Here is a 14,837-nt window from a genome sequence, read left to right on the forward strand (position 1 = left end):
TATGGCGTCTCTTGACAAATTAGCTCATTTGTGGCTTATTCAGATATTTCAAGGGCACGGCGTTTTCCTTCATCAATTTACTGGTTTCCTGACGCTCCCTTGCGGGCCGGCACCGTGCGCCCAAACCCTTTTTCTTACTTATGGAGTTGCTGTTCCAGGAAACGCGCGATTGCTGGATAGGCAAGCAGGCGATTGCTGCGCTTGATCAGCCCATGACCTTCGTCTTCAAAACGCAGATATTCCACCGGAACCTGGCGCTGGCGTAGTGCAGCTACGATTTGCTCAGCCTCTCCGACCGGAACACGTGGATCATTGGCACCGTGCACCACAAATAGTGGGGCGGTAATCTTATCGACAGAACGTATCGGCGAAATCTGTTCCAGGAACTCACGATCATGCTCAAGGCTGCCATACTCTGATTCGCGTAGCTTGCGACGCCAGGGACCAGTATTTTCCAGGAACGTGACAAAGTTCGCAATTCCCACAATATCGACGGCAGCTGCCCACAAATCCGGATAGGTGGTGATCGCTGACAGAACCATAAAACCACCATAGCTACCACCCATCACCACAATACGCTTGCTGTCCGCAATGCCACTCTCACGCAACCAGAGGGCCGCATGCTGCAGATCGGCTACTGAGTTCATGCGCAGGCGGACATCATCCAGGCTCTGATAATCATAACCATACCCAGTGCTACCACGCACATTCGGGGCCAGCACGGCATATCCCTGGGACACAAAATATTGTGTCACTGGATCAAAGATGGGGCGTGCCTGTCCCTCTGGTCCACCATGTACGTTGATGATGACAGGCAGTTTCTGCTGCTGCTCGGTTGGTAAATAAAGGAAGGCGGGTATTTGACGGCCATCAAAGGTAGGATAATGTACCAGGGAAGGATTGACAAAAGATGTGCGGGGAATGCCACCCCGAGCGCTCTGAGTAGCTCGCGCGATCGCTCCAGCCACTAAATCCCAGACCCAGACATCCATTGTATCGTCGGCAGTAGCATACGTTAAGGCCAGCCGTGAACCATCTTCAGACCAGGTTAAATCATAAATGACGCCGCGAGGCAGCGTTGGTGTCAACAACGCTTGTCGCTGCTCCCAGCCCTGTGAGACATCGAAAAGCGCCAGCGTAGAATAGCCATCCTCATTCACAGCCATAGCCAGTCTGGTGCCGTCTTTTGTCACTTCCAGCAATTCTACATCCCAGCGATCTTCACTCAGGTAGCGCAACTCCAGGGTAGACAAATTTAAGTAAGCCAGTGAATGAAACTGGCGCTCTCGATTGCTCAGTAGATAGAGTCCTTCACCATCGGCTGACCATGCCGCAGCTTGATAAACCGTCCCGCGCCCTTCTGTATCTGGCTCGGGAGTCAGCGCACGCTCGGCACCAGTTGCACGATCCACCAGCAGCACCTGGCTACGTGTGTTGGACAACCAGCGCGTCAAATGTATCTGCGAACCATCGGGAGAATAACTATGGGCGTAGTTAGTACCATTATGCTGCAACAACAAACGCCGCTCGCCCGTCGCAATCTCCATTTCATAGATATCGAAATAGCGAGCATCGCGCTCATTGCTGCTATACGTGATGTGCTGGCCATCCGGGGACCAGCCACCAAAGATATGCATCACATCAAGGTTGGAAGTCAACGGGGTCAGACTCGAGCCATCTGCCTCCAGCAGAAAAAGTTGCGCCCGTTCATTTCCTCCGATATCACCTGAGACCAGTAAAGTATCCGCATGCGGAGCATAGACCGCACCTGACACGCGCTCGCCGCGAAAAGTCAATTGATCTGGCCAGAGTGGAGTCGCTGCCTGCAAATCTAGCGCGACGCTCCAGACTTCGGCGACCCCGGTAATATTGGTTAAAAAACTGAGCTTCTTGCCGTCCGGAGAAAAATGTGGTCCGAAGGCTGCACGCACATTGAGGTAACGCTCAAAACTATACGTCTCTTTTACCATGTCCTATTTCTCCAATTAGTTTTTCCTACTGATTATGCATTAATCCCACGCATACTCAATTGTACACGGCTACGCTTGATATCGATTTCAAGCACGCGCACCTGCACAACCTGACCAACCGAGACCACGCTTAAAGGATCACGCACAAAGCGGTCAGCCATCTCAGAAACATGCACCAGTCCATCGTGCTTGACTCCAATATCAACAAAGGCGCCAAAGTCAACCACGTTGCGCACAGTTCCCTGTAAAATCATGCCCGGCTGTAAATCTTCCATCTTCAACACGTCGTGACGCAAAATAGGCGCGGGCAGCTCATCACGAGGATCCAGGCCTGGCTTCTCCAGGTTTTCCAGAATATCGTTGAGCGTCGGCAACCCTACACCGATCTTCTCCGCCAGGTCCCTCCAGGCGGCAGCCTCGTCGCCAGCTTGCGCATTGCCCCGGTTGCGGTTTGAACGGCCCAGGCTCTGCTGTAATTTGATGAATTGTCTGAACTGCGCAATGCGTTCCGCTGGCCGGGCGTGCTTGTTATCGCCTTCGGGCAACATTTTAAGGAGTGCGCGCACCGCCTCATAGCTCTCAGGATGGATGAAAGTATTATCCAACGGCTCACTGCCGTTGACGATCTTCAAAAAGCCAGCTGCCTGCACAAAGGTTACCTGTCCCAGACCCGCTACTTTTAACAGATCCTTGCGTGTCTTAAATGGACCATTGGCCTCGCGATACTTGACGATCGCATTGGCCACACGTGTATTGATGCCAGACACGTGCTTCAGCAAGGCTGCTGATGCTGAGTTCACTTCTACACCGGCAAAGTTAACACACGAAGCTACCACACGCTCCAGGGCTGCCGCCAGTTCCTTTTGATCCACATCATGCTGATAGAGGCCAACGCCCACGGCCTTAGGATCGATCTTCACCAGTTCGGCCAGAGGATCCTGTAGGCGACGCGCGATTGAGATCGTACCACGCTGGGTAGCATCCAGGGTGGGAAACTCTTCGCGCGCGACTTCCGAGGCTGAGTAGACCGAAGCGCCCGCCTCATTAACGATCATATATCCGATCGCTTCCGCTTCATGATCGCGCTCGGCCAGTTCCCGCGATAGATCGGCCACCAGTTGCTCGGTCTCACGCGAGGCTGTACCATTGCCAATCGCGATCACGGTAATCCGATAATCGGCCAGCATTTGCTGCAGCAACTTACGCGCCTTATCGGCCTGATGCAGATACATGGTGTCAGAAGTAATATATTTGCCTGTTTCATCCACAACGGTGAGCTTACAGCCAGTACGGTAACCCGGATCAATGCCCAATACCTTTTTGCCGCGCAAAGGAGGCTGGAGCAACAGGTTACGCAGGTTTGTAGCAAAAACATTGATGGCATGCTCTTCAGCTTTGCGTGTCAATTCTACCCGCACTTCGCGTTCCATTGAGGGAGAAAGCAAGCGTTTGTAACCATCTTCCATCGCCTCAGTCAATAGTGGAGCAAACGGTGAGGTGGCTTTGATTGGATAGTGGGCCGTGATATCCTGCTGCGCCTGTTCATATGGTAGAGAGATATTTACGCGCAGCACATCCTCACGCTCCCCACGATTAAGCGCCAGTACACGGTGGGGCACCAGCTTTGTTACGTTCTCATTAAACTCATAGTACAGCCGATACACGCCATTGGGATCTTTCTCTGCTACCTTCTCAGGATCAGCCACACGTGCGCCAACGGCGGAATCCTTAAAGAAAGAGGCACGCACAGAGCCACGAACATTGGCATCTTCAGCAATCATTTCTGCCACAATATCGCTGGCTCCTGCATAAGCTTCCAGACTGGTCTCGATCCCTTTCTCGGCGTCCAGGAATGGCAATGCATGTTCTTCCAGTACCGCCTGCGCATCTCCCTTGATCTCTTGCTGGCGCAAAATAACTTCGGCCAGCGGAGCAAGACCTTTTTCGCGCGCCACACTGGCACGCGTCTTGCGCTTGGGTCGATACGGAAGATAGAGATCTTCAACCTCTTGCAACGTCTTCGCCGCTTCAATCATCGCAGCCAGTTCAGGGGTCAGTTTGCCCTGGCCCTCAATCAAACGATGCACATCCAGCTTACGCTCAAATAGCGCCCGCAATGAGGCTGCTCGATCGGCAATCGTCTGGATCTGCACCTCGTCCAGGCTACCTGTTACCTCTTTACGGTAACGTGCGATAAAAGGCGTCGTATTTCCCTCATCGATAAGGGTAATCGTGCGAGCTATCTGTCCTGAACTAAGATGTAACTCGGCACCAAGTGTGCGGGCAATATCTTCAACCGACAACGCGGCAGTCGTTTCTGCCGTAGTTGCTACATGGTTTAGTGGTTCTTGAGTCGTCAATTATCTAAGCCTACCTTCCCTGAACAATAGAGAGGATCCTTCAGTGAAAATAAAAGTAAACGTTTCCTCCTGGCATAGGGATAACGTCTATCCAGTATAACATTTCGCACAGGTTGTTTCTACACTATGACTATGCGATCACCGTCCAGGCTTATTTTCTCTTTTATTATGCAATGGAGATCTAAATATGTTCAGTTGAGTCAGTTTCCGAAGCACAAAGCATCCAGTCCAGCTGAACATATTTTATATGCGCTGGGATTCTTGCCGATGGGCATTGCCCCATAGACCACCTAGCCAGCCGAGAATCCAGGCTACAATCAGTCCGAGGAGCATTAGCAGGAGAAAATTGACAAAAGGCGTTTGTTTGGCCAACAAGGAAGGTACAATTGGCCAGTGCGGCTGCACAAAATTCCAGGCCTGTGAAAACAAAGCGTGAGGATCGTTCTGAGGGTTATAGGTAATTAAGGTTTGATAGCGTTGGGTGGCGCTGATCAACAAACCCAGCAATATACCCACCCAGAAAACAACTGTGCCCCAGATGCCTGTCCAATAGCCAGCCCAGGCTCCGCGAATCGAGCTACCTCCCCGGCGCGTGGTCATAAAACCAGAAAAGACATAGAAAAGGAAACCGAGCACCATGGCCAGGTAAAAATCTGCCGGTTCCTTCAGCGTTAATACCATAATGGCTGCCAGACAACCCTGGATCAATCCCCATAAACAGCCCTGCCCCGAAGGGGTAGGCAATGGCCGATTCTGGGTCGCATAGGCACGAGCACGCTTCTTCTGCTCCGCCGGGGACAAAGGAGGAGCCAGCGGCGCTGGATAAGGATAACCAGGTGCAGACGGCGCGGCTCCCATCTGGCCTTGACCTTGTGGAAAAGGGGAGTGACCTGGATAACTTACCTGCTGCTGTCCACCACTCCCATTATAACCATAGGATTGCTGTGGTGGCATGGATGAATATGGTCCCTGATTATAGCCTTGAGGACCCGCCGCTGGCCGGGCCGGGATTACTGGTACCGGCGGCGTCACATTTGACGGTGAGCTGACTGCAACGGTTGGTTCATAGGGCGTGCCCGCATAACTCTGCACAGGTGGCGGAGAATTTAAAATTGGGCCCGCGGGGCCCATCTGGACAGAGATAGTTTGATCATTATAGGCATCAAATGATGGCTCACGCAAAATCTGGGCGAGCTCACCCATACTCTGAAAACGCTGATCCGCATGGAGCGATAGCGCCTTCAGCAAGACCCACTCCATCTTTGGTGAAATCGCTGGATTGAGCAGGCGTGGAGCAATCAGCTCATCACGCATACTACGGCTGGTGGCAACAGGAGGGAGGCGATTGGTCAACAGGATATACATGGTTGCTCCCAGCGAGTAGATATCTGATTGCGGTGATGTCTTGCCTATATATTGCTCCAGCGGACTAAACCCTTCACTCACAGCTCGCCCCAATGTCTGGGTGCTTGAATGAGGATCATAAAGCTTGGTTAAACCAAAATCGAGCAAGACAGCAGTATTATTGGGCGTTAACACAATATTGCCAGGCTTGATGTCGCGATGCATAACCGGCGGACGGCGGCTATGTAGCTCTTGTAGCGCGTCCATCAACGGTAGCAGCCAGCTCAATACCTCCTGCTCACTACATGGGCCGCTTGATAACTGACCTGGAACCTGCTCACCAACCCTGCTACCAGGCACACGTGAACGCAACACCTGCAGCAAATTCTGTCCCTCAATCATCTGCATGATCAAGTAAAAACGTCCATTGGCTTCAAGGGCGTCATATACCTCTGGCAGATGGGGACTCCTCACAGTAAATAGAACACTCGCCTCCATCAAAGCCTGGCGACGAGCGGCGGGCGTTACGTCATAAGTTTCCTTAATCGCGCAAGGGCGATTCTTTTCGCTCGTATCAACCCCGCTATAGACCGCACCGAAGCCACCTTGATTAATCAGATTGCCAATAATATAGTGGCCCCCGATAAGAGTTCCTGGTGTTAATGCGACTGGTAAGCTCATGACCGAGCACATACCTCTACTTTCCACAAGACATAAACTGGGATTGCAACCAGATCAGAAATGTGCAACATATTTACGTTACAAAGCTACAGGCGGTTACAGTAAATATTTTCTCTGTTTAGCATTTGTGCCGGCAGCCCCAGCCATTATCATAGCACACTATACATTAGCAGTGAATAATTTGCCCGTTTTCTTGATATTCTCCTGAATAACCAGAGCCGCGACGAGTTTAGCAGAAAAAATAGAGCCGCCCATGCAGATTCAGGAACGACAACTGGAATAACCAAACACACATTACTGTTCTCATGGGTATACTAAAAAAAGGGTAGAAACACTTCACGTAGCCAGGTGTGCAGACCTGTTGAGAACAGACAGGAAGCCGACACAGTAATAAACAGAGTAAACGTGGGTGGCAATCTTCAAAGAGAGGATGTTGTTGCTTGCAATACCATATACGTATGATACAATAAGCCAAGACTGAACTGATCTACGTACATGTTGCAGGAGAAGAGAGCAAGCACTTGGAACGAAATGTGATGTTTAACGCAGAACGCGACCGTGATAAGGCGGCTGAACCTGAACGCGAAAATGTAGCGGAAGCTGATATCAGTAACCTGGCACAAAGCGATAGCTTACGCCTCTATCTTCGTGAGATTTCACGCATCCCTCTGCTCTCTGCAGCAAGCGAGTCGCGCCTTGCAGAGAGAGCGGAGCAAGGCGATAAGGATGCAAGAAACCATCTCATCGAAGCGAATTTGCGTTTGGTTGTCAGTATTGCAAAAAAATATGTCGGACAGGGCCTTTCCCTGGAAGACCTTATCGGTGAGGGCAACATCGGTCTCATCAGGGCTGTTACCAAATTTGATTACCGCAAAGGGTTTCGTTTTTCTACCTATGCGACATGGTGGATTAAACAGGCCATCACGCGTGCCATCCTTGAAGGGACTCGCGTTGTGCGACTCCCTGTGTATATTATGGAAGAAGTGATGCGTGTTAAACGTACCACGCGCCAGCTATACCAGGAAATGGGACGCGAGCCAACTCCTGAGAGTATTGGTGAACGGCTCGGTATGACTGCAGAACGTGTGAGCGAATTGCTTATCTGGGCAGAAAAGGTCTTCTCACTCGATGCTCCTCTTTCAGAAGAAGAGGAAAATACCCTTGGCGATATCATCGAGGATATGCACGAGCGGGGTCCAACCGAAATCACTGATCAACAGTTATTACGTGAAGAAATTCGTAAAGTCCTTGGGCAACTTACAGTGCGAGAACGTCAGGTTATTGAATTGCGCTTCGGGCTCATCGATGACCATGACCATACACTGGAAGAAGTTGGCAAAAAACTAAAAGTTACTCGCGAACGTGTACGGCAGATCGAAGAGCGTGCGATTCGTAAATTACGACATCCGCAGGCTAGCAGGATCTTAAAAGATTATCTCGATTAAATAGTAGCAATAGAGGTATCGGGAGTGCAAGGCATAGCATGTCTTTGCACTCTTTTTTCTTTCATGATCAATGTCAGGCAAGAAACTCTAGACGCATGATGCATTGGACCATAAAATAACATATGATAGAAGTAAATTAGCAACTCCTTCACCTTTAAATTATGTTATATAATCGTCTGTGTATGCAGCCACTAAGCTAATGGGGTGCGGCAAGGGGTATAGGTAACAATTGCTTTTACTATCCTGCCACTGGCTTGCAGTAAAGGACTTTCCAGAATGCACACAGACACAAAACATGCATCTTGCACGATAAAAGAGAGAAAAAATCACAGCTAAGGATTGCATGAACAAAGTACTTTTGGCATCAGCTACTCTAGAAGTAGGCATCATCCGTCTATTTCAATAGAAATAGTTGTACCATGGGTAGCTAGGGGTTATTTGCTACAGCCGTAGAGACGTCGTCCATCGATACGGATGGACAATTCTTCATACCAGAAAGGAGAGCGACATTCGGCATGCTGATATATAACGGCTATTGCGTTTGTCGCAACCTATCATGAATGAACTGGCAGGGCAAATTCTTGGTGGATATTACCTGGAAGAGGAAGTTGGTCGGGGTGCGATGGGGGTTGTTTATCGTGCCAGGCAGCTGGCATTAGGGCGCGAAGTGGCCGTTAAAGTGCTCCCACAGGGCCTGGCACGCGATGCATCCTATGTAGCTCGCTTTACTCGAGAAGCCCAGATTATTGCAGGTCTTAATCACCCCAATATTGTGCAGATCTATGATGCAGGACAACAGCAAAAATTGCTCTATTTCGCGATGGAGTTCGTGCAAGGTCCAACCCTGGCCAGCCTTCTTCATTTAGATGGCGCGATTGCCCCTTATTTTGCCGTAGAATATGCAGCCCAGATCGCCGATGCGCTTGATGCTGCCTACCGGGAACGGAACGTCATTCATCGCGATATCAAGCCAGAAAATCTCATGCTCAATCGCTGGGGTAAAATTAAAGTGATGGATTTCGGCCTGGCACGCGCTCCTGGATTGCAGGTGATTACGGTGGCGCGCACACTGGTTGGCAGCATCTATTACTCCTCTCCTGAACAGATCTGGGGCTATACTCTTGATAATCGTAGCGATATCTATGCCCTGGGTGTAGTACTCTATGAGATGGTGTGTGGACGACGTCCTTTCACCGGCCGGTCAATGCCTGAAGTAACTCAGACTATTATTCAAGGTCAGCTTCAACCGCCACACATATATAATCCCACGCTGCCGGATGGGCTAGAACAGATCATCCTCAAGGCCCTGTCACGCGATCGCCATTATCGTTATCGCGAAGCTGGTATGATGGCCCAGGAACTACGTGAACTTCATCTGCAGCCGCCAAGGCATGGTTCTCGCATGCCTCAATCACCGCGTGGCCTCCAGCAGAAGAAAATCTCTCAACCCCCAAAGCGACCACAAGCGGCCCTCCCTAACTATATGGCGGCTATAGAACAACAGCATACTCATCGAACGCCAGCGGTACATCCACAATCCACACAGAGCTTTGCACCCATTTCAGCACAAACTCAACGTATACAATCTACCCGAGGAGTCTCATCGGTCTCCAACGGACCATCGCAGCCTGCGTCCAGGCAGACTGCTCGGGACATAGACAGATTATCCGTCAATCCACAACAGCCCGCTACACCTCCTCAGTCTACGCAGGGCTTTGCTCGTACGCCTGCGCAGAATCAGCAGCAACAGCCCGCTACACCTCCTCAGTCTAGCCGGGGTTTTTCCCGCCTGTCAGCCGAGCAGCAGCAGCCAGCACATGGAGTACCACCCACTCCTATTCTGCCAGCGGCCAAGATAGATAAACAAACGCAAGATCAAGAAAAGCATAGCAAGGGAACTCAGCTACCACATAAAGAGAAAGAGGAACCAGGCCTCAATCTCTGGGATCAACTGCATAAGTTGTTTAAAACGCCAGAGCGCTAACAGCTCAGAATAAAAGAGAAATCAGAAAGGGCAGACGCACGTATACAAAAACGAAAATAATTTGGAAACCCGGTTACACTAATACAAGGCACCGTTCATAATACTTATTGGCGGTGCTACATGTGTTGATTTCTTGTATTTAAATAATGGCGACACCCAGACAACTAACAGTCAATGCAAAAGAAAGCGTATTTGTAGGCTATGCAGCAAGAAAGCATCCAAGCAGCGCTCGCCCTCCTGCTGGGTCCTAAAACGGAATATCGCACACGTTTACGCGCCACACGCAGGCTCGCCAAACAAGGTTCTACTATCCTCCCCCTGGTTCTCAGTACCTTCAGCAATTATCCAGAAATTACCAGGCCTGCATGGCCCTGGTGGCCACCGCAGTATGAACACACCAGTCGCCTTTTGCTTCACTTGAGTCAACACGAAAAGATTAGTCTGGGAGAACTTTTGCATCACCCTATTTTAGGCGATGCTCCCGGGCCAGTATTATGGACCAGCATTATGGAGGCGGCCAGCCTGGTGCCACAGGAGGATAATGAAGAATTGCTTTGCCAGGGACTCCATACATCCTGGACCTCGGTTCGCTATGCAGCAGCCATGGCGCTGGCTACGCGTGCTAGAGCACATAGCCTGTATCCTTCTACCTGCACTATACTCCACCATCATCAAGGAGAGCACGAGGCATATCCCGTGCGCCTTACTGCCTCGTATGCTTTGTTAAATAACGGGGACCCGGCAGGACTGGAGGTGCTGATGTGCTTCTTATCAGCCGATGTGCCAGATGAAATACGGAAGGCAGCTACATTTATTCTGGCCACAGAGCGTCCATCGCAGCTTACCCCTGACCAGCAGGAACGACTTAGCACGCATTTGATTCAACTCTTGAGCGATGCTGATGTTGAAATTGCCCAGCATGCAGCCCACGCGCTCAGCAAGATCGCTACATCTCAAACCATTTTGACGCTCTATCCATTGTTGGAGACAACAGATGAGCACATACAGATTATTATACTTACAATCTTAGAAGAAATCGCGCAACGCGATAAAACACTCCGTCACCAAATGCGCCAGCACACGTTGACCATGCGACTATTACCTATGCTCAAGTCCATTCATCCCGACCTGCGGCGGCAAGCCTGCTACACCCTGGCTGCCTGTGGAGGTGAATATGTGGCGGCGGTGTTCGGTACCATTGTGATGAATAGAGAGCATCCCGGGCAAGGAGAGGTTATCGAGTGTCTGCGCTGCTTCCACGGAGCTCTACGCACACCCCTACGAGGACACATTGTGCGCTGGCTACTCCGTGTTTTGACGACGCCTGAGGAAAATCTACAGGTGACGGCACTGGACTCGCTGGCTCAGTTGCTCTGGCTGGCACGCAATAATGGCCGACAGGCAGCCTGGCAGGAGATCAGCCAGGAGATGGCGCAAAATGATACATTTAAATCTTTGCTCCATGAGCCCAGTCCACTCCTGAGACAACGTACGCTGGAATCATGCGCGGCCCTGGGCAAGTTCTTGCATACCACACCTGAGCTCCATCCGTACTTTCAATCGCTGTTGCTAGATGATAGTGATAGCGGCGTACGCGCCTGCGCCGCCTACGTTTGTGGCAAGGCAGGCGCGCGCTGGGCCATCCCCATCCTGCTACAGGCCCTGCTCGACACCGATGAACACGTAGCATCCACTGCTCTGCATGCGCTAGCAGAGATCACCACCACTGAAGATACGGTCGTCGTCTATGCGCTCACTGAACTGACGCGCCTACAAGAAGATAGTATGCCAGCGATCCATAATCTGGCCCTTGAAGCACGCTCAATTCTCAAGAAATGGCAAAAAGCAGAACAGAACGAACGGCATAAGACGTTGCACGGTTTGAGCTAAACCCCTATACTATAAAGCAAAAAACAACAGAATGTTCAAGGAGCATGTATGAATCCGACACAGATTAGCCTGGGCATAGCATTTATTGCAGGGTTGGCCTCATTTCTCTCTCCCTGCGTGCTGCCCCTGGTCCCTATCTATCTTGCTCAGTTAGTAGGACCCAGCGTTTACCAGGCGTCCAATACCCAACAAACCATCTCGACACGCCTGGCTACATTCCTGCATGCCGCGACCTTTGTTCTGGGCTTTACGATTGCTTTTGTTGCCCTGGGGGCCACCGCCAGCACATTGGGCAGTTTCTTACGCGATCATTTGACCATCCTACGCCAGGCTGGTGGCATCATTATGGTGCTCTTTGGACTACACCTGACCGGGCTGCTAAATATACCATTCCTCAATCAGCAGAAACGCATTACATTTATTCCAGAGCATCCTGGCTATCCTGCCTCACTACTAATGGGACTGGTCTTTGGTATCGCCTGGACACCATGCATCACGCCTATTCTGGCAGGTATTTTGATCCTGGCCGCCAATACCACCACACTTCAACATGGAGTAGGGCTACTCCTGATCTATTCGTTAGGCCTGGGTGTTCCCTTCTTACTGTTAGGCCTGGGTGTCAATCAAATGAGCCGGGCACTCAAGTGGTTTAAGCCACATCTGAGCAAGATCGAGATTGGCACCGGTATATTGATGATGATCGTAGGCTGTATGATCTTCTTCAATGTACTTACCTATATCAATTCACTCTTCAATACGGGCGTCAATTGATAGATCATGACTAAGATATGACCCGGGAGAAAGTTATGGAGCATCAATGTAAACAGAAAACGCCTGAAGCTGGTGCGCTGTCTCCCTGGCTCACTGGTCTGCTGACCTTACTCTACCTTGCGCTCCTGGCCGCCCTTGTGTGGTGGCCAGGAGCAACATTGCTTGAGCGTTTACGCTGGCTGGATAGCGGTATCTGTGCTCAGCTTTTGACCCACTCGCTGTACCCGGGCGGAGAGAGATTGCCTCTGTGTTCACGCAACACGGGGATCTACCTGGGCTTTTTTGTCACATTGATTATTTTGTATGCCAGAAAACGCGGACGCGCTCAGGCCCTTCCTGACAAATCTCTAGTTATTGCCCTCTGCGCGGGTATTCTTTTTCTGGCCGTCGATGGCATCAACTCATTACTCGTTGATCTGGGCTTATCGCATCTTTACCATCCGAACAACCTGTTGCGCCTGGCCAGCGGTCTATTGGCAGGCTTTGCTATGAGTGTTTTTGTGCTCCCGGTCATCAATGGGCTAATCTGGCGCTATGGCAATGCACAGCGCAGCTTACCAGCATGGACAGAGTTAAGCTGGTTTCTTCCTGCATTGCTCTTATGCTTCTGCGCCGCTGCATCCCAAAGTGGATTATTTCTCTACCCACTGGCAATACTGAGTTCCCTTGGCTTGCTCAGCGCCGTAGGTAGCATCAACCTCATCTTCTTCCTCTTGCTCAGTAAACGTGATGAGTCATTCACGCGCTACAAAGAGCTCATCCCGATCTGCGGCCTCGCATTGTTGGCAGCCACAGGAGAATTACTTATACTGGCTCAGATCAAATTTTCCCTCTTTCAGGCTCTTGGAATTCCTCTCTCTTAACGCACTCGATAGAATAGCCAAATACAATAACATACATCAATGTCTACCCGCTACCACGGTCGGGAATCCCACGGAAAGCCTGATACCTAACAGCCCTCGAGGTCAGCCTTAATTTCACGCTTAATCTCGTGTGCCAGATCGGCATCAATTTTGCCACGATCGCCATGAGCCAGGCGCATTACCGCTTCTCGCAAATGGGCAGGGGCACGCTCAATCGTACAGCGCTCATGGATAAGTCTCTTTAATTCTAAATCAAAATGAAAACGACATTCACAATGTGGGCAACCATCCAGGTGCTGCTGAACGATCTCTATTTCCTCAGTGCTCAATTCACGATCGATATAAAGATGCAGACGTGCTGTCGTCTCAACACAATCTAAACACTCCATAGTAAAACTTCTCCTACACTAGCTCGCCACTCTATCTGTTCATTCTAACATAATCCAGTAGCCCTTTCATTCCCTGGACCTATAAGATATACTGATAATACTTTCCGAAAGAAAGTAGGAGGACCTCGTGGTGAGCCCCTTGTCAGAGGAGTATTTAATGCAGGATAAGTCACAATTCGACGAGCTACCTACAGAAGATTTAACAGCAACAACTGAGGAAGATAGAGAAAACGAGCAACCACAAAGTACAGAACCGCCCTCAGAGGATTTTGAGGCGGGTCTGCTTGCCCAGCTAGATAGCCTCTACCGTACAGCTTTGCGCATGACAAATAATCCACAGGAAGCGGAAGATTTGGTACAAGAAACTATGCTAAAAGCCATCCGTTTTGCTCATACCTATCAACCAGGTACGAATCTACGCGCATGGCTTTTTCGCATACTCAACACATCTGCCATCAATCGCTATCGTAAACAGGCAACTCATCCAACGCCCGTGGCCCTACCCGAAGGTGAAGAGTTTTATCTCTACAACCAGATTCGCGATTTAAGCGGCCAGGAGCGCAGCCAGGGAGCTGAAGAAGAAGTTTTAAACCAATACCTGGATGAAGATGTTTATAAGGCACTGAACGATCTCCCCCCCAATTTTAGAATGGCCATCATCCTGGCAGATATTGAGGGACTTTCCTATAAAGAGATCGCTGAAGCATTGCAAATTCCTATCGGAACTGTAATGAGTCGCATTTCACGTGCCCGCCGCCAGTTACAAAAATCATTATGGCAATACGCTAAAAATAGAGGGTATGTCAGAACGGAAGCGTCTTAAATTCTCAATTACGGGAATGCCATAGAACTTCCGTACTGGCAATGCCGCCAGATAATACATATCAGGAGGTGATTTATACAGTTTTCGCAGTGTGACGTATAGCCTCATTTCCAGCGCGTGTAATGCGCACATTAACACACCGCGCTTTCTCAATAAATTCTGCCCGCGACTCCACCTCCAGCTTTTCATGATACTGATCTAATAACTCGATATAACCCGGCACAGTTGTCAGTGGTATGCACAATTCATGCGAAGCAATCATAATAAACGGGTCCCCATGATTCTGGTTCACATACGCAGGGCCAGCAACATTTGCG

10 protein-coding genes are annotated in these 14,837 nt (G+C 50.2%); 6 read left to right on the forward strand and 4 right to left on the reverse strand.

Translation table 11 applies throughout. The annotated features are described in order from the left end of the window. Positions 1-134 precede the first annotated feature (134 nt). The 3 genes from JMI88_RS41145 to JMI88_RS20580 form a co-directional block, all read right to left on the reverse strand. On the reverse strand, positions 135-1,970 hold the full coding sequence (locus JMI88_RS41145; RefSeq protein ID WP_201363853.1) for a S9 family peptidase: 1,836 nt from the start codon (positions 1,968-1,970) through the stop codon (positions 135-137). A 32-nt stretch (positions 1,971-2,002) separates the two neighbouring features. Next, complete coding sequence (locus JMI88_RS20575; RefSeq protein ID WP_373323920.1) at positions 2,003-4,273, reverse strand: Tex family protein; 2,271 nt, start codon at positions 4,271-4,273, stop codon at positions 2,003-2,005. Between the two features lie 300 nt (positions 4,274-4,573). Next, complete coding sequence (locus JMI88_RS20580) at positions 4,574-6,355, reverse strand: serine/threonine protein kinase (protein WP_201363855.1); 1,782 nt, start codon at positions 6,353-6,355, stop codon at positions 4,574-4,576. Positions 6,356-6,891: 536 nt separating this feature from the next. On the opposite strand from JMI88_RS20580, the gene JMI88_RS20585 reads away from it, so the two are divergent. The 5 genes from JMI88_RS20585 (at position 6,892) to JMI88_RS20605 (ending at position 13,308) form a co-directional block, all read left to right on the forward strand. After that, positions 6,892-7,800, forward strand: a complete 909-nt coding sequence (locus JMI88_RS20585; RefSeq protein ID WP_126599369.1) for a sigma-70 family RNA polymerase sigma factor — start codon at positions 6,892-6,894, stop codon at positions 7,798-7,800. A gap of 541 nt (positions 7,801-8,341) precedes the next feature. Further along, a complete protein-coding gene (locus JMI88_RS20590; protein WP_201363856.1) occupies positions 8,342-9,784 on the forward strand; it encodes a serine/threonine protein kinase in 1,443 nt (480 codons plus the stop codon). A gap of 201 nt (positions 9,785-9,985) precedes the next feature. Then, positions 9,986-11,674, forward strand: a complete 1,689-nt coding sequence (locus tag JMI88_RS20595) for a HEAT repeat domain-containing protein (RefSeq protein WP_201363857.1) — start codon at positions 9,986-9,988, stop codon at positions 11,672-11,674. Between the two features lie 48 nt (positions 11,675-11,722). Next, positions 11,723-12,445, forward strand: a complete 723-nt coding sequence (locus JMI88_RS20600) for a cytochrome c biogenesis CcdA family protein (protein WP_201363858.1) — start codon at positions 11,723-11,725, stop codon at positions 12,443-12,445. 35 nt (positions 12,446-12,480) lie between these two features. Beyond that, positions 12,481-13,308 carry a DUF2085 domain-containing protein gene (locus JMI88_RS20605; protein ID WP_201363859.1) on the forward strand — a complete coding sequence of 276 codons (828 nt, stop codon included), beginning with the start codon at positions 12,481-12,483 and terminating at the stop codon, positions 13,306-13,308. 86 nt (positions 13,309-13,394) lie between these two features. Here the strand turns inward: JMI88_RS20605 and JMI88_RS20610 are convergent, their stop codons facing one another. Continuing rightward, a complete protein-coding gene (locus JMI88_RS20610; RefSeq protein ID WP_201363860.1) occupies positions 13,395-13,697 on the reverse strand; it encodes an anti-sigma factor family protein in 303 nt (100 codons plus the stop codon). 157 nt (positions 13,698-13,854) lie between these two features. On the opposite strand from JMI88_RS20610, the gene JMI88_RS20615 reads away from it, so the two are divergent. Next, positions 13,855-14,520: a sigma-70 family RNA polymerase sigma factor gene (locus JMI88_RS20615; protein WP_201363861.1), complete on the forward strand. Its 666-nt coding sequence runs from the start codon at positions 13,855-13,857 to the stop codon at positions 14,518-14,520. Positions 14,521-14,837 lie beyond the last annotated feature (317 nt).

The organism is Dictyobacter formicarum, from assembly GCF_016587435.1.

Bases quoted from the DNA above. Each gene is read 5' to 3' on its own strand.
- JMI88_RS20605 (WP_201363859.1), top strand. From the start codon at position 12,481: ATGGAGCATCAATGTAAACAGAAAACGCCTGAAGCTGGTGCGCTGTCT.
- JMI88_RS20580 (WP_201363855.1), bottom strand. From the start codon at position 6,355: ATGAGCTTACCAGTCGCATTAACACCAGGAACTCTTATCGGGGGCCAC.
- JMI88_RS20585 (WP_126599369.1), top strand. From the start codon at position 6,892: ATGTTTAACGCAGAACGCGACCGTGATAAGGCGGCTGAACCTGAACGC.
- JMI88_RS41145 (WP_201363853.1), bottom strand. From the start codon at position 1,970: ATGGTAAAAGAGACGTATAGTTTTGAGCGTTACCTCAATGTGCGTGCA.
- JMI88_RS20600 (WP_201363858.1), top strand. From the start codon at position 11,723: ATGAATCCGACACAGATTAGCCTGGGCATAGCATTTATTGCAGGGTTG.
- JMI88_RS20610 (WP_201363860.1), bottom strand. From the start codon at position 13,697: ATGGAGTGTTTAGATTGTGTTGAGACGACAGCACGTCTGCATCTTTAT.
- JMI88_RS20595 (WP_201363857.1), top strand. From the start codon at position 9,986: ATGCAGCAAGAAAGCATCCAAGCAGCGCTCGCCCTCCTGCTGGGTCCT.
- JMI88_RS20615 (WP_201363861.1), top strand. From the start codon at position 13,855: ATGCAGGATAAGTCACAATTCGACGAGCTACCTACAGAAGATTTAACA.